This is a genomic window from Rosettibacter firmus, from assembly GCF_036860695.1.
GTDB lineage: Bacteria > Bacteroidota > Ignavibacteria > Ignavibacteriales > Melioribacteraceae > Rosettibacter > Rosettibacter firmus.
Map to the genome: position 1 here is coordinate 1 of NZ_JAYKGJ010000004.1, position 17,105 is coordinate 17,105.

A 17,105-nucleotide genomic window follows, 5' to 3' on the forward strand; every position below is an offset into this window, starting at 1 on the left:
CAAAGAGATAAGATTGGCAGAGATAATCACAATTCCACTATGGTTCGATTCATACACTTAGAACAAGTTATACTCCAACATCGGGTGCAGAATCACAATTCCACTATGGTTCGATTCATACTACACTGAAACAATACAAGAAGTCCAAACAGATTTAATCACAATTCCACTATGGTTCGATTCATACTTGTAAAAGCTTTTGGAGGTTTACAAAACCAAAGATTATCACAATTCCACTATGGTTCGATTCATACCAGTACGTACGCGGCACCAGTTGGTTTGATGAAAACATCACAATTCCACTATGGTTCGATTCATACATCTTAAATGCTTTAGAAAGAATGCTTACTTACAATAAATCACAATTCCACTATGGTTCGATTCATACTCAATTTGCTAATGTATTATATAGAAAGTTTTTTGATGATCACAATTCCACTATGGTTCGATTCATACAATAATTGTTTGCATAAATTTAATATCAAAAAATTAAATCACAATTCCACTATGGTTCGATTCATACCGTTTCAAAGAGGAAATTTCTAATAAACTGATAGATAATCACAATTCCACTATGGTTCGATTCATACTCTGTGAAGTTATGTAATAGTTTATTAGCAATTCAAAAATCACAATTCCACTATGGTTCGATTCATACAATACTGAAGTTTTTACATATTGCATCAACCTTATTGCATCACAATTCCACTATGGTTCGATTCATACCTTGGAGGTTAACATGAGATACAAAAGATTTCTTGTATCACAATTCCACTATGGTTCGATTCATACAATAGAATTCTCAAGATGATAATTAATTCCCGCCTGCATCACAATTCCACTATGGTTCGATTCATACGATTTACAGTTAAATAAAGTTAATCTCCCCGATAATATCACAATTCCACTATGGTTCGATTCATACTAGAATTATTAATTGGTAGGTATTTTCAACAACAAGAAATCACAATTCCACTATGGTTCGATTCATACGATTAAGCAGTGGAAATTACTATAGGGGCAAGTTATGATCACAATTCCACTATGGTTCGATTCATACTCTATGAAGTTACAATAAATTATAATAACTAAATGGAATCACAATTCCACTATGGTTCGATTCATACAGATATAAAATGGCTTCGTGAAAAATGGAACGAGGGCTATCACAATTCCACTATGGTTCGATTCATACGACAAAGTATGTAACAATCGAAATCTATCGTAAACATATCACAATTCCACTATGGTTCGATTCATACCTTGAAAATAATATTGATAAAGAAATAAAAGAAGTTAATCACAATTCCACTATGGTTCGATTCATACTGAAAAAAGTGCACCTCCCACAAATAGTCTCCAATAGATCACAATTCCACTATGGTTCGATTCATACAAAAATAATCTTTTTTATGTCTATGACAAGAAAGTGATCACAATTCCACTATGGTTCGATTCATACCAATGAAACTGACAAACAGAAAAATCATTAATATGTTATCACAATTCCACTATGGTTCGATTCATACCTGTTACAAGAATTTCTTCGTTAAAGGAGGTTTTTCTTATCACAATTCCACTATGGTTCGATTCATACGGAGACATTTGGGTATTGTAAAGCGGGGCAAACTATATCACAATTCCACTATGGTTCGATTCATACTGTCTATTTTAATTGCAAAAATATGCATTTTCGTTTTAAAATCAAGCTATAACGAATTTAAAATTTCCTTGAACCTCATTTTATTTAAAAACCCCGGGGGGTTCAAGTTTTGATTTCAGTCTGTTTTCAAATATTTTTAAAAGAGTTCCCGATTTTTCTAAAATTTTTCTCGAGATTCAAAAATTTTCCTTCGTTTTTAATCTGTTTTCTAAACTTTTAAAATCACTATTTTTGAACTTTTTCTGAATTATAAATTTTAATCATTACTTTTTTTTTTCATATAATTGCTGAAACTTACATTTATTATAATTTGAGTACATTAATATAAAGGCAGTCCACTAAACTACAGTGAACTGCCCGACTTTGGTTTTAAACCAGTAGAGTAAATTTTATTTTATCAAATTCATTTTTCTTGTTAATTGAAATTGTCCAGCTGTCATTCTTGCAAAATAAATTCCACTTGAAACTTTATTACCAAAATTATCTGTACCATTCCATTCAACAGCATAAGTACCGGGATTTAATAAATCATAATCAACCAATCTTTTTACTTCTTTTCCCATTATATCATAAACAATTAGAGAAACTTTTTCTGCTTTAGGAATAGCAAATTGAATTTTAGTTGAAGGGTTAAATGGATTAGGATAATTCTGTAATAATTTGTAATCGTCTGGTATATTTGTTTCTGTTTGTATTAATCCGGAAACATTGTGAGGATCTCCATGGCATGGTTCACAATTCATTTGAGTCATAACATTATTAAATGCTGCTGTTCCATGGCATCCCTGGCACTGAGTAACATATGAATGTGTAACATAAGTTGATGTGAAAGTTTGAGCAAAGAATGCATTTAATATTTCAGCAGTTTTTGCTGCAACATCTCCTGCCAGACGAGCACATCTTTCTTTTCTTTCTATGTCGCTAACTTTTTTCTTTGCAATATTACACCATTGACTAACAGAAGCATGACAAAGTGGACTTCCACTAACACTTTGAGGTAAAACATCATTATACTTTTTATCAATATATTTTCCATCTACTGCAGCTTGATTGGCTGCATTTGTTGGGATAGCTTCTGAAGATCCCCATCCCCAGATTTCGTTAATTAATTTACCTGAATCGGCTTTAGAAGTAACAAGACTTATGATAGCGGCGGCACCATTTAATGCACCACATAATGTTCCCCAGCCATTTCCACCGCCACGTCCAAACAACATAACTTCAACTGGCATTGTTGTCCACGGTTCGCCAATCTTTTCTCTCAATGCTTCTACAAAAGCCCCAAATACTCCAGAGGCACAGTCCTTATCGTTCCAGTATAAATGATGTGCTCTTATTCTTACATCTTCTGGATCTAAAGTTTGATAAGGCCATGGCCAGGTATAATCTTTTGGACTTGCTAAAATTTTTCCGCCAGCTAAAGCATTTAAGCCCACAACACCTGCTAATGCACCAACTGCATATTTTGATGTGTTTGTTAGAAATTCTTTTCTTGTAATTTCTTTTGACATATTATTTCCTCCCATTTTTGTATTAACAATCAAATTGTGTTCTTGATCTTCTTTATTATAGATAATACTCTTTCATCTGAACTATCTATTGCATATGCTTCTTCAAAATATTTTAGTGATTTTTGTTTATCACAATAAAGCCATAAAATTCCCAGTTCAATAAAAAACCAGTATTTATTATTATATAATGATTGGTTATCTTCTAATTTTTTTACTAAATCCGGGCAGGGACAATCTTCTTTCTCTGGATCTGTATTAATTATAAAATCAATATCTTGTTCAACTAACGAGTAAAATAGATTGAGAGCTTTTGTTAATTCATCAACCTGAGTATAACAGATGATTAGTTTTTTCCTGGCTCTTTTGTCGTCGGGATTTACTAAAAGAAAATTCTCCAGTTCATCAATTGCTGAGGAGTAATCCCGAATAAGAAAATGATAATTTCCTAACATCTCGCTCATAATAATTTATTAACACAAAATGCTTGCCATTATTTTTTTAATATTAATAAGAGAATTTTTTAGCTTTTTGAATATTTGAAATGATAGAAAGAGTGAGTGATTTAATCTCGATGTTGCATGAATTGCAACAAATATTGTAAGATGTTTAATAATAATAAATTAGGATTGTGAAATACTCTGTTGCATTTGCAACACATTTACAATTGATTCTTTTTCAACCAACGCCACAATGTTGAACGATTCACTCCAAGTATTTCTGCTACTTTCGACTTGTTCCACTTGTTGGCTTCTAAAAGCTTTAATAAATCTATAGTATCAATTTTATTATTTCTTAAAACCTTTTCCAAACATTCATCATCTGAATTATATTCCAATACCTGCCCTGGTAAATTACACAATGTTATCATATGTTCATCTTTTGTTTTAATTACAGCAAATTCAATTACATTTTCTAACTCTCGAACATTTCCAGGCCAGTGATATTTTATTAAAACATCTAAAGCATGTCGATCGATATCAATAATATCTTTATTATAAAGTAAATTAAACTTCTTGATAAAATATTTGATCAAAAAAGGAATATCTTCTTTTCTTTCTCTTAATGGTGGAATTTCAATTGGAATAACATTTAATCGATAGTATAAATCTTCTCTAAATTTGCCCTGTTTAGTTGCTTCCTTAATATTAACATTAGTTGCAGCTATAATTCTTACATCTACTCTTCGTGTTATAGATTCACCTAATCGTTCAAAAGTTCCATTTTGAATAACTCTTAATAATTGTGCCTGCGTTTGAAGAGGCATTTCTGCAATTTCATCTAAAAAGATTGTGCCTTTATCAGCCAGTTCAAATCTTCCAATGCGATCTTTAATAGCATCAGTAAAAGCTCCTTTTGCATGACCAAATAATTCACTTGCAAGTAATGCTGGAGGTAATACAGCACAATTTACTTTTACATATTTTTCATTTTTTCTTTTACTTGTTAGTTGAATTGCATCGGCAATCATTTCTTTTCCAGTTCCAGTCTCTCCCTGAATTAAAACATTGGCATCTGTGTAAGCAATTTCCTGTATTAAATTAAATATATTCACCATCGAGCGACTTTGTCCCACAATTCCATAAAAATGTTCTTCATAATCACCGATGTTTTTTTCTTTAAAGGAAGGAGTAATATCTCTAAAAGATATTATGCCACCAACAGGTTCATCGTTATCATTTTTTATTATAGAGGCATTAAGTTTAACAAGTTTAATGGTGCCTTCTTTTGTTTTTAACTTGGTTCTTAAATCGTAAATATTATCTCCGAGTTTTATTGCTCTTGCTACTGGACAATTACCAATGCACAAATCCGATTGAAAAATATTTCGACAAAATTTTCCAATTACTTCACTGTTTTTAAAGCCAGTAATTTTCTCGGCTGATTTATTAATAAAATTTATTTTGAAGTTCTTATCTACAGTAAAAATACCTTCGGCTAATGAATTTAGTATGCTGCTTTTTAAATCATTTTCTATCATATTAAGTTATTAATATCTCATTTTCTATTTATAAAAATAACAAAAATATCTTATTAACAACATTGTCAAGATTTGTATCTGATAACTTCAAATGCACTGTAAAAACTAAATAAAAAATTTCAATTGCAATTCATTAATATTATTAATTAATTTATTTCCAAATTTAAGAGTGAATAAAAAATGCTTAATAATTATTTCCAGCTGGAGAAAAATAATACTGATTTAAAAACAGAAACTTTAGCGGGAATCACTACATTCTTAGCATCAATGTATATTATTATTGTAAACCCTTCAATCATTTCTGCAACAGGAATGCCATTCGAAGGAGTTTTGACAGCAACAATACTGGTAAGTTCTTTCAGCAGCATTATGATGGGGATATATGCGAATAATCCAATTTTGATTGCACCTGGAATGGGAATAAATGCCTTTTTTACATATTCGGTTGTTTTAGGAATGGGAATTAAATGGGAAGTTGCACTTGGAATTGTTTTCTGGTCGGGAGTAATATTTCTAATATTGTCTATTCTGAATATCAGAGTATTAATTTTAAAATCAATTCCAAAACAAATTAGATTTGGTATTTCTGCTGGCATTGGATTATTCATCACACTAATTGGTTTTACAAATGCAAAATTTATAGTAAGTAATCCAGCCACTTTAATTAGTATGGGGAAAATAGATACTGTATCAATTACTTTTTTAATAGGATTGATGATTACTTCTTTTTTAGTTACTAAAAGATTAAAAGGGGCTCTTGTGCTGGGAATAATCATAACTACATTATTAACAATTCCAATAGGAAGAATTTATGGTGATGCTACTGCTAATTTTGGAACTACTACACTTGTTACCTGGAAAGGATTATTTTCTATGCCAGATTTTAGTTTACTCTTCAAACTTGATCTGATTGAATCTCTAAATTACATCTATATCCCTGTTATATTTTCATTTTTATTTGTTGATATGTTCGATTCAATTGCTACTTTTATTGGAGTAGCAGAAGCTGGAAATTTATTAGATGAATCTGGTGAACCAAGAAGAATTAAGGAATCTCTAATAGTCGATGCAATTGCTACAACAATTTCGGGATTGTTTGGCACAAGCTCTGGAACAAGTTATATTGAATCTGCAGCGGGAGTAGAAGAAGGGGGCAGGACAGGTCTTACTGCATTAATAGCAGGCTTATTGTTTTTACCTTTTATGTTCTTCTCTCCTTTATTATCAATTATACCACCAATAGCAACAGCACCTGCACTGATTCTTGTAGGTGTTTTTATGATGAAACCAATTTCAAAAATAAAATGGGATAACTTTGATGATTCTATTCCAGCATTTTTAGGTATGGTGTTAATCCCTTTAACAAATTCAATAACTAATGGAATTATCTGGAGTTTTATTTCTTGGACTATAATTAAATTAGCTCTTGGCAAGAAAGAAGAAGTTACATTAATTTTAATTGTAATAGATATATTTGCTGTTTTATCACTGATTATATAGAAAGATTATGAATTGATCAATTAACACTCAATAATAAATATCCTGATTCTGTTTTTACAAATCTAAATTTTGTAATTAATTTTTCTTCATTACTCTTAAAAATTAATTCGGCATTATAAATATTCATATTGTTTTCTTTTGTTATGTCGACCTTACCAAATTCATAATTTGTACTTACCTGCATTAATGCAGAGATTTTTTTACAAATTCTTTTCACCTGATTTAATTCTTCTGCTACAACTGGATTGAAAGAAGTTTTATATTCACGGGTTTTATCTTCACCTGTATATGCAATAAGTTTTGCTGCTTTTTCAAATGATTTATCTTTGCTAAAGTTTAATAAGTTTATAATTGTTTCTTTAATCAATTTCTCTTCTGAGCTTTGAGCAAATGAAATTTTAAATACTAAAGACATAATTAAGAGCAGAGTTATAAAAATATTTTTTTTCATTTTAAGCACCTTTCTGAATTATCTTGTTTATTGAACATCACAAAATATAAATGGTTTCTTCTATTAAAAAGTAAAATGTTTTATTTGTTCTCCTTTAGCACCAATTTCTGTCATAGCTTCAATACCAATATCAAGATGAACATCGGTATATAATTGTGTAACAAGTTTATCAGACTCTTCTGTTTTTATTCCTTCAGGAAACATTGGTAAATCCGAGACAAGCAACAATGCACCTCTTGCAATTTGATTTGCATAACCAACAATGAACAGAGTTGCAGTTTCCATATCGATTCCGATAGCTCCAATCCTTTTTAAGTATTGCTTAAAATTCTCATCCCATTCCCACAATCTTCTATTTGTTGTATAAACAACACCAGTTCTATATTCCATATTACGAGCTACAATTTTATCTGAAACAAATTTATGAAGTTTGAAAGACGGTAATGCAGGAACTTCAGGGGGAAGATAATCATTACTTGTACCCTCGCCTCTTATTGCTGCAATTGGTAAAATAAAATTTCCAATTTCAGTGGAATGTTTAAGTCCACCACACTTCCCGAGAAATAATACACCTTTTGGATTTCTTGCAACGAGTAAATCCATAATTGTAGCTGCATTTGCAGAACCAATACCAAAGTTTACTATTGTTAAGCCATTATTATTAGTAGCAGTTTGCATTGGTCTACCAATGCCTTTAATATCGCAATTAAATCTTTCTGCAAATTTTATTACATAATTATAAAAATTTGTAAGCAGCAAATAATCACCAAATTCATCTATATTAGTTCCCGTATATCTGGGCAGCCAATTTTTTGCTATTTGATATTTAGTTTTCATAGTTATTTCCCTTTTTGTTCTTTCCTTCTAAATATTTTTCAATAAATTTCACTGGATACGAAAATAAAATTCCAAGAATAATTCCAATAATTGCACCTCCTAAAATATCAGAAGGATAGTGAACACCAACATATGGTCGCGATAAAGCAATTAGTGATGCAACACTAATTAAAATCCATTTATACTTAGGAAAAAGTTTACTAAAGAATAAAGCAACTGCAAAATTATTAACTGCGTGTGAAGAAGGAAATGAAAATGAATTTGTACATCCAACCAATAAATTTACATCATTAAGAACATTGCAGGGTCTTATTCTTGCAAAAAGGTTTTTTAAATAAAAACTACTTAATTGGTCAGAAGTAATTACCAGTAAAATCAAAATGATAGAAGAAATTCTTCCTCTTTTTCCTCCTTTAATAATAAGTATAAGATACAATATTAGATAAGTAATGAACCAGTTTTTTACATCGGTTATAAATACAAAGAATTTATCGAATAATGTATTTGATAAAGTATGATTTATGAAATAAAATACTGCAAGATCTATTTGATAGAAAAATTCACCCATTAAATTCCTCGAAAATAATTACAATTTAATTTTAATATCTATTTTTGGTTGAATTTTAATTATTTATTAAATTGTTAGTAAATAAAATATTTTATCAATAATTTTTGTGTTAATATTCAAATATTACACATTAAACTTACTCAAAAATTGTAATAAATTTTCGGGAAAATTAATTTAATAAGTGAGTAAAACTATTACTACACGACAAGTACCAAAAACTCTTGAAATAAAAGTTCAAGAGTTTATTAAAGAAGAAAACAAAAGACAGTTAATACCCCCGTTCCGTTCAATAGCAACATTTGCAGCTACTGCTGGTGGAATCGCTTTAATATTCGAAGTTATCTATTTTGCAGAACATAGTTTACAACTTTATATTTCCCGTGTAACATCAGTTTTATTAGCACTTATTCTTCTTGCTTTATCATACACAAAATTAGGGAAAAAACATCCAGCAATACTTGTTCATATATTACTCCTTTCTATTGTAGCTTCGTTTGGTGTTATGATTTATTTTGAACCAGCAACTTTAGCTTTTAATTCTCACATTATTGGTTTAATTATTTTTACTGCAGCATTATTTCTAAGCTGGGAAGTTAAACATCAGGTTATTGTTGCTATTTACTATAACATTATTTTTATCTCTTCTGTTTTATCAAGCAGTCCTTCTATCTCTTCTATTTCTAATTTAATTGAATCTCTTGTTCTTGTTTTAATTATTAGTGTAATTGCAATAGTAGCAAGTTATATTAATTATAAGCTAAGACAGGAAGCACTTCTTAAAAGTTACGAAGTTGCGTTATCTGAAAAAAAATTTAGAAATATATTCGAAAATTCTACGGAAGGAGTATTTCAAATTTTACCCACAGGAAAATTTACAGCTGTTAATCCAGCCTTTGTAAAAATTTTGGGTTATACAACCGAAGACGATGTTTACAAACTAAACTTTATAGATAACTTATTTACAAGAAAAGCTGACTGGGATTTACTTCATAAATTACTCGAGAAACAGGGCAAGGTTCGTAATTATAGAGTTCAATTCTTAAAAAAAGATGGAACCGAAATTACAGTTCGCATCAATATTAGAATAACTGTAGATGAAGATGAAGATATAACTTATTATGAAGGGAGCATACAGGATATTACTCAACAAGTACATGCCGAAAATGAAAGGCAAAAAGCACTCGAAGCACTTCGACAGGAAAAATTAAAATCCGATATAGCTGCTCAAAAAGCACAACAGGAAAGCTATTATAAAACAAAGTTTCTTGCCAGTATGAGTCACGAAGTTCGAACACCAATGAATTCTGTGATGGGCTTTTTAACTCTAATTGAAAATGATTTATTTGAAAGTAAAGAAGAATTAAAAACTTTTGCAAGAGATGCAAGATTAGCTGCAGAATCTCTCCTCGATATAATTAATAACATTTTAGATATCTCTAAAATTGAAGCAGGTAAAATGGAACTTGATATTGTGGAATTTGATATTCGAGATGAAATTCATAAAGTTTATTCTATTATGGGACAAACTGCCAGACAGAAAGGAATTGAACTTGAAGAAGAAGTCGACCCCGAAATTCCAGAAAAAATTTATGGCGATCCAACAAGATATAGACAGATTGTTCTAAATTTAGTAGGCAATGCAATAAAGTTTACAGATGAAGGAAAAGTAAAAATAACAGTAACACAAAATTCAAGAACTATCAATACAGTAGAAATTATCACTTCTGTGGAAGATACCGGTCACGGAATCCCACCAGAAAAACTACCTCTTTTATTTGAACCATATGTTCAGGTAAAAAGTAAAAAAGATAGAAAAGAAGGTTCAGGTTTAGGACTGGTAATTTCTAAAGAATTTGTAAAGCTAATGGGCGGTGATATAAAAGTAGAAAGTAAAGTTGGAATAGGAAGTAAATTTTACTTCAATGCATTTTTCAAGTTACAGCCAGCTGATGAAAAAGAAAAATTATCAGTTGAAATTCCAGAAACTATTGAAACAAAAACTCAGGAAATTAAAACAGAAGAAAAATTATCAGAAAAGAAACAAAGAAAAAAATTATTGCTTGTTGAAGATAATCCTATCAGCCAAAACCTTGAAAGTAAAATACTTAGAGAAGTTGGTTATGATGTAGAAGCAGTCTCAAACGGTTATGAAGCTATCGAAGCAGTTAAATCTGGTTTATACGATTTAGTTTTAATGGATGTTGAAATGACCGATATGGACGGTATAACTGCTACTAAGAAAATAAGAGAGATTCCAGGTCACATTGGCCAAATTCCTATAATTGCTGTTACAGCTCATTCAAGCATGAAAGATAGAGAAAAATGTTTAGCAGCAGGTATGAACGACTATATTTCTAAACCAATTAATATTCACTTCCTTAAACTTACAATCGACCAATGGCTTGAAAGACCATACAGAGACTAATGCTATTTTATCAGTAAAATATTTCTATTCAAATCTCAACTACTTTTTTTATATTTATAATGATAAATGAAAGGAATAAAAATGTACTTATATCCAACTCTTTTTACTTTACATATAATATTTGCAGGTGGATGGCTTATCAGTTTTATTTCAGATATATACTTAAAATCATTATTAAATAAAAATAAAGGTCAAGATTATGAAATAAAATTCATTGACATCTATCTTACCCTAACAAATCTGAATGGAATTGTTAGTGCAACAGGAATTTTGATTACAGGTATTTTAATTACTTTACTAAATCCTGTTTATACTTTTTTTCAGTTTACAGCAAATCACTGGCTTACTACTAAACAAATATTAATGGTAATTTCATTACTTTTAATATTTTTTTATATAATTCCAACTGCAAAAAAATTGAGAAAATTTATTCCTAAAAATTCAGATACAAAAATTCAACTAAACGAAGAAGGATATAATTACTTAAATACTATTTTTAGAATAAACAGGTTAATCAATTTAATAGTAATTATAAATTTTATACTTGCAATTACTCATCGATTCATAAATTAAAATTGGTTTATGAAAAAAATTTTGATCTTAGGTTCAACAGGTTCTATTGGTAAAAATGCTCTTGATATAATCAGAAATTTTAAAGAAGAATTTTCTGTCGTTGGTCTAACAGTAAATGATAATATTGATTTACTCGAAGAACAAATTAATGAATTCAATCCAGCTACAGTTGTAGTAAAAAACAATTTAAAAGCAAAAGAGTTAAGAGAACGAATTGGTACCAGATGCAGGATTTTAGAAGGAGAAGAAGGCTTATTAGAAATAACAAAATTCGAAGATTACGATATACTTCTTTCTGCAATTGTTGGTTTTGCTGGACTTAAACCTACAATCGAAGCCATAAAAAAAGGGAAAAGAATAGCTCTTGCTAATAAAGAAACACTGGTTGTGGCTGGAGAAATTATAATTAAACTTTCCAATCAGTATCACTCGGAAATTATTCCAGTTGATTCTGAACACAGTGCAATTTTTCAATGTCTGGTTGGTGAAGATAAAAAAGATATTAACAAAATTATATTAACTGCCTCTGGCGGTCCTTTCCTTAATAAAAGCAAAGAAGAGTTTGTTAATGTAACTATTGAAGAAGCATTGCAACATCCCAACTGGAAAATGGGAAATAAAATTACCATCGATTCTGCCACCATGATGAATAAAGGTCTTGAAGTAATAGAAGCTTTCTGGTTATTTGGTTTATCAAAAGATCAAATTGATATAGCCATTCATCCACAATCTATTATTCATTCGATGGTTGAGTTTAAAGATGGTTCAATTAAAGCACAGCTAAGCTTGCCAGATATGAAACTTCCTATTCTTTATGCTTTTTCCTATCCTCATAGACTCAATTATTCCCAAATATTAACTGACATAAAAAAAATCGGACAACTTACATTTTTTGAACCAGATTTTGATAAATTTGTATGTCTAAAGCTGGCTTATGATGTAATAGAAGAAGGTGGTACTGCTCCATGCATTTTAAATGCAGCAAACGAAATGGCAGTCGAAAAATTTTTAAAAGGAAAAATTAAGTTTTCACAAATTCCTGAATTAATTAAAGAAGCTCTTGATGTAGTCAATAATCATAGCAATGCTACTTTAGAAAATATATTCGAAGCAGATTTTAGAACAAGAGAATTTATTAATAATAAATTTAAATAAGAGAAACTAAATGGATTATATAATTTATTTTATCATTACTGTTGCTATACTCGTATTTATACACGAATTCGGACACTTTGCTGCAGCAAAATTATCTAAGATGCGTGTTGATATTTTTGCTATTGGTTTTGGCAAAAGATTGTTTGGCTGGAACAAATTAAATGGATTTTCATTTGGTGATTTACCAAAAGATTGGGATAGTCAGGGAAATACAGATTATCGTATTTGTTTATTCCCGCTTGGTGGCTATGTTAAAATTGCCGGTATGATCGATGAAAGTCTTGATACAAAATTTATAGCCAGCGAACCTCAACCATACGAATTTAGATCAAAGCCTACTATTCATAAATTATTTGTAATCAGTGCCGGCGTCATAATGAATCTTATTCTCACATTAAGCATTTTCTGGGGAATAAACTATTTCATTGGAAAACAGGTATTTAAAACAACAACTATTAATAAAATAGAAACTGGTAGCATAGCAGAAAAAATTGGATTTAAATCCTACGATAAAATCATTTCTATTAATAACAATCCAGTAAAAAACTGGGATGAAATTATAGAAAATATTTTTATTAAAAATAATCAGGATATAAATGTTAAGGCTCTTAGAAATAACGATACTGTAATATTTAGTTTTCCTAAAAAATTAATTGCAGAAAATTCTCAAAATGGATTGATCTTATTTCCTTATCCAACTCAACCTTACATTCAAGATGTTATGAAAAACTCTCCTGCCGAAGATGCAGGAATTAAACCCGGTGATATATTTATTTCGATTGCAGGTATCAAAGTTATTGATAGAGAACACGTTGTTGAAATTATCTCTTCAAATAAAGAAAAAGATATTGAAATAACTTTGCTCAGAAATAATGACACAATTAAAACCAGAGTAAATCCCGGAATTGAAGGAAAAATTGGTATTGCGGTAAGTGATATTTACACTGGAGAGTTTGAATACAAAAAATATGGTATTATATCAGCTTTCACACACAGTATTGCTAATATTGGAAATTATACTGTTTTAACATTTGGAATGCTAAAGAAAGTAATCACTGGCAAAATACCTTTCAATCAGGCTTTTGGTGGTCCAGTAAAAATTGCACAGTATGCTGCCAAGTCAGCAGATTCAGGAACTATTTCATTTCTTTATTTTCTTGCAATGCTCAGTTTAAGTTTAGCAATAATAAATATACTTCCTTTCCCTGCTTTAGATGGTGGACATTTTATAATAATTTTTCTTGAAGGTATCTTTAGAAGAGAATTACCAGTAAAAGTAAAAATTGCAATTCAAAATGCAGGTTTTATAATCTTACTTATACTAATGGCATTCATAATTTACAATGATTTAATAAGCTTATAATTGTTTTTGTGATAATTAAAATTTCATTTCCATACTTCTGAAAATTAAACCTTCCTTTCAGAACCCGACCTGCCAAAAGCAGGACTCAAGTGGGATGGAAAATTTTCAGAAGTATTGAATCCTACCCCCTCAAATAATTTTACTTTTCAGCATTATTTTCTTTATCAATTAAACTAAAAAGGAGGTACAATGAAACTGAAATATTTTCTGTTTGTTGCATTTATAATCATAAGTAACTTTAGAGTATTTTCACAAGAAAAAGAATATAAATTAGATGAAGTAATTGTTTCTGCTAATCGTGTTCCGATTGAATATGCAAACTTAGCAAGAACTGTTACTGTAATTACAAACGATGAAATAAAAAATTTACCGGTAAATAACGTTCAGGATTTACTGGAATATATAAATGCAATTGATTTAAAGACCAGAGGAAGCGAAGGTGTTCAGGCAGATGCTGGAATTAGAGGTGGTACATTTGAACAAACATTGATAATGATAGATGGCATAAAAATCAGTGATCCTCAAACCGGTCATCATAATTTAAACTTACCAATTACATTAAATAATATTGAAAGAATAGAAATACTCAAAGGTCAGGGTTCAAGATTATTTGGAGCAAATGCATTTGGAGGAGCCATTAACATTATTACAAAAAAATCTAATAAAAAATCTCTTTCGCTATCAGGTTTAGCTGGAGAACACAATCTATATGAATTAAATTTATTTTCTTCTTATCCAATTGGTATAACTGGAAATAACTTTTCTGTTTCCAGAAAGAAATCAAATGGCTACAGAGAAAATACTGATTTTGATATTACTACATTTTCAATTGGACAAAATTTAAATTTCAGGAAAAGTGTTGTTAACTTTTTCTTTGGTTATGTTGATAAAAAATTTGGTGCTTATAATTTCTATTCCGATAGATTCCCAAATCAATGGGAACATACTACCACAAAACTTTTCAGTACTTCAGCTGAGTTTGGTAATAACAACTTAACTTTATCGCCAAAAATATTCTGGAGAAGAAATGATGATGATTATATACTGGATAAAAAAAATCCAGACTGGTATCATAACATTCACAAAACTTATTCTTATGGTTTCGAAGTTCAGGCTTCTCTTAAATCTTCAATTGGAATTACAAGTATAGGGACAGAAATTACAAAAGATGAAATTAAAAGTAGCAATCTTGGATATCATAAAAGAAGTAGAGGTGGAATATTTGCCGAACAACTAATTAATTTTTCAAATGATATCTCTTTGTCAGCAGGAATTTTTATTTATAATTATACAAGCATAGGATGGAAATTCTGGCCAGGGATAGATTTATCTTATAAAATTTCAAAAACTTCTAAAATATTTGCATCTTATGGAAAAGCTTTCCGTATACCAACATTCACTGAACTTTATTATACAAGTCCAGCTAATATGGGAAATCCTAATTTAAAACACGAAGAAACTACAAACTACGAATTTGGTTTCTCATATTTTGGTAAAGCTTTCAATTCAGGAATTGCATTATTTATTAAAGATGGAAATAACATAATCGATTGGGGTAGATTATCAAAAGATTCACCCTGGATAGTTGAGAATTTAGCCAATGTTAAAACATATGGAACAGAAATAAATTTGCAGATTTATCCAGCAAAAATAAATTCCGGGATTCCTGTAAATAAAATTGAGATTAATTATACTTATCTTTCTATGGATAGAACAACAGGTAAATATGAATCAAAGTATTTACTTGATTATTTAAGACATCAACTTATTTTAGGTATTGGTTATAATTTACCATTCAATATCAATCATAACTGGTTCTTCAGATTTGAAGAAAGAATTAATTTTAGTCCTTACTGGATAGTAGATTCACAAATAAGTAAACAATTAAATCGATTCTTTTTATTTATAAGAGGAACAAATATATTTAATAAATCTCGTTCAGATTTTGCAGGATTGCCATTACCCGGTAGATGGATCTCATTTGGTGTTAATTATAATTTATAAAAAAGATCCCCCTTCGTAAATTTTTTGACGAAGGGGGTTTTGTGTAGTTATACTAACCTCTGAGCAAAAAGAAATTTAATAAAATTAAAAAACATCCATATAATGATTGATTACCGGTTTTTCATTTTGCAAATGTAATATTGAAATAACATCTATCCGGCACGATTGATTTTCAATCTTATTCTCATAAAGATATGCTTCTGCAGTTTTTCTAATTTGTGATTGTTTTTTCTTGGTAATTGAATCTTCAGGCATTCCATATTCCAGAGATTTTCTATACTTCACTTCTACAAATACAAGAGTATCCCGATCTTTTGCAATAATATCAATTTCACCGTGACCATAGTGATAATTCTTTTCAAGAATTTTATAACCTCGTTCCAGTAAATAATTGCAGGCTATTTCTTCTCCCTCTTTGCCCTTCTTTACTTTATTAGTCATAAGAATATTTATTCAAAAATATTTTTTAAAAATGTTTTTCTATGAAGTGGTGTTATACCGAAAGTTTTTACTGCTTCGATATGTTGTAAAGTTGGATAACCTTTATTCTTTTCCCATAAATATTCTGGATGCATAAGTGATGCTTCCTTCATAATTCTATCTCTTGTTACTTTTGCAATTATCGAAGCAGATGCTATTGCAAATGATTTTGAATCACCTTTCACAATAGTTTTAATGTCAATTTCATTATCATTTGAAAAAGATTTATTCCCATCAATAAGAATTAAATGTGGTTTTATTTTAAGGTTATCTACAGCAATTTTCATTGCTTTAAGTGATGCCTGCAAAATATTAATTTCATCAATTTCAATATGACTTACAATGCCAATAGAATAACTGATACAGTTTTGAATTATCCACTCAAAAAGTTCTTCACGCTTTTTTTCAGAAAGTTTTTTTGAATCATTGATTTGCGGATTGAATTTTTTTTTGTCAAATATCACTGCTGCTGCTACAACCGGACCTGCAATCGGACCACGTCCTGCCTCGTCAACTCCAGCAATTAATTTTACATTTGAGTTTATGAATGAGTTGTCAAACTTTTTTAGTGAGTTATATTTTTCAATCATGAAGTAT

General features: G+C 29.8%; 14 protein-coding genes and 1 CRISPR repeat array. Of the genes, 6 read left to right on the forward strand and 8 right to left on the reverse strand.

The window, feature by feature from the left end:
* Window positions 1-25 precede the first annotated feature (25 nt).
* Window positions 26-1,663: a CRISPR direct-repeat array (repeat unit 30 nt; unit sequence ATCACAATTCCACTATGGTTCGATTCATAC).
* A gap of 389 nt (window positions 1,664-2,052) precedes the next feature.
* From VJY38_RS11860 to VJY38_RS11870, 3 genes are all read right to left on the reverse strand, one after another.
* Window positions 2,053-3,174 (reverse strand): C-GCAxxG-C-C family protein, encoded by a 1,122-nt coding sequence (locus VJY38_RS11860; protein WP_353680931.1) that lies wholly within the window; start codon window positions 3,172-3,174, stop codon window positions 2,053-2,055.
* Window positions 3,175-3,203: 29 nt separating this feature from the next.
* A complete protein-coding gene (locus tag VJY38_RS11865; protein WP_353680932.1) occupies window positions 3,204-3,635 on the reverse strand; it encodes a hypothetical protein in 432 nt (143 codons plus the stop codon).
* A gap of 197 nt (window positions 3,636-3,832) precedes the next feature.
* The gene (locus VJY38_RS11870) at window positions 3,833-5,152 is read right to left on the reverse strand and encodes a sigma-54 interaction domain-containing protein (protein WP_353680933.1); all 1,320 of its coding nucleotides are present in this window, start codon (window positions 5,150-5,152) and stop codon (window positions 3,833-3,835) included.
* A 180-nt stretch (window positions 5,153-5,332) separates the two neighbouring features.
* On the opposite strand from VJY38_RS11870, the gene VJY38_RS11875 reads away from it, so the two are divergent.
* Window positions 5,333-6,652 (forward strand): NCS2 family permease, encoded by a 1,320-nt coding sequence (locus tag VJY38_RS11875; RefSeq protein WP_353680934.1) that lies wholly within the window; start codon window positions 5,333-5,335, stop codon window positions 6,650-6,652.
* Window positions 6,653-6,668: 16 nt separating this feature from the next.
* On the opposite strand, the gene VJY38_RS11880 is transcribed toward VJY38_RS11875, so the two are convergent.
* The 3 genes from VJY38_RS11880 to VJY38_RS11890 all read right to left on the reverse strand — a co-directional run bounded on the left by VJY38_RS11880 (window position 6,669) and on the right by VJY38_RS11890 (window position 8,508).
* Window positions 6,669-7,103 (reverse strand): hypothetical protein, encoded by a 435-nt coding sequence (locus tag VJY38_RS11880; protein WP_353680935.1) that lies wholly within the window; start codon window positions 7,101-7,103, stop codon window positions 6,669-6,671.
* 63 nt (window positions 7,104-7,166) lie between these two features.
* Window positions 7,167-7,940 (reverse strand): AMP nucleosidase, encoded by a 774-nt coding sequence (locus VJY38_RS11885; RefSeq protein ID WP_353680936.1) that lies wholly within the window; start codon window positions 7,938-7,940, stop codon window positions 7,167-7,169.
* Window positions 7,930-8,508, reverse strand: coding sequence for a phosphatase PAP2 family protein (locus tag VJY38_RS11890; protein WP_353680937.1), 579 nt, complete (start codon window positions 8,506-8,508; stop codon window positions 7,930-7,932). The genes VJY38_RS11885 and VJY38_RS11890 overlap by 11 nt, the downstream gene beginning before the upstream one ends.
* 181 nt (window positions 8,509-8,689) lie before the next feature.
* Here VJY38_RS11890 and VJY38_RS11895 point away from each other — a divergent pair, with 181 nt between their 5' ends.
* The 5 genes from VJY38_RS11895 (at window position 8,690) to VJY38_RS11915 (ending at window position 16,028) form a co-directional block, all read left to right on the forward strand.
* Window positions 8,690-10,933 (forward strand): hybrid sensor histidine kinase/response regulator, encoded by a 2,244-nt coding sequence (locus VJY38_RS11895; RefSeq protein ID WP_353680938.1) that lies wholly within the window; start codon window positions 8,690-8,692, stop codon window positions 10,931-10,933.
* Window positions 10,934-10,999: 66 nt separating this feature from the next.
* Window positions 11,000-11,506 (forward strand): hypothetical protein, encoded by a 507-nt coding sequence (locus tag VJY38_RS11900; protein ID WP_353680939.1) that lies wholly within the window; start codon window positions 11,000-11,002, stop codon window positions 11,504-11,506.
* A 9-nt stretch (window positions 11,507-11,515) separates the two neighbouring features.
* Complete coding sequence (locus VJY38_RS11905) at window positions 11,516-12,661, forward strand: 1-deoxy-D-xylulose-5-phosphate reductoisomerase (RefSeq protein ID WP_353680940.1); 1,146 nt, start codon at window positions 11,516-11,518, stop codon at window positions 12,659-12,661.
* A 10-nt stretch (window positions 12,662-12,671) separates the two neighbouring features.
* Window positions 12,672-14,024: an RIP metalloprotease RseP gene (gene rseP / locus VJY38_RS11910; protein ID WP_353680941.1), complete on the forward strand. Its 1,353-nt coding sequence runs from the start codon at window positions 12,672-12,674 to the stop codon at window positions 14,022-14,024.
* A 189-nt stretch (window positions 14,025-14,213) separates the two neighbouring features.
* Window positions 14,214-16,028, forward strand: a complete 1,815-nt coding sequence (locus tag VJY38_RS11915) for a TonB-dependent receptor plug domain-containing protein (RefSeq protein WP_353680942.1) — start codon at window positions 14,214-14,216, stop codon at window positions 16,026-16,028.
* Window positions 16,029-16,112: 84 nt separating this feature from the next.
* Here the strand turns inward: VJY38_RS11915 and VJY38_RS11920 are convergent, their stop codons facing one another.
* Both VJY38_RS11920 and rnhB read right to left on the reverse strand, forming a co-directional pair.
* On the reverse strand, window positions 16,113-16,469 hold the full coding sequence (locus tag VJY38_RS11920) for a YraN family protein (RefSeq protein WP_353680943.1): 357 nt from the start codon (window positions 16,467-16,469) through the stop codon (window positions 16,113-16,115).
* A gap of 8 nt (window positions 16,470-16,477) precedes the next feature.
* Window positions 16,478-17,098, reverse strand: coding sequence for a ribonuclease HII (gene rnhB / locus VJY38_RS11925; RefSeq protein ID WP_353680944.1), 621 nt, complete (start codon window positions 17,096-17,098; stop codon window positions 16,478-16,480).
* Window positions 17,099-17,105 lie beyond the last annotated feature (7 nt).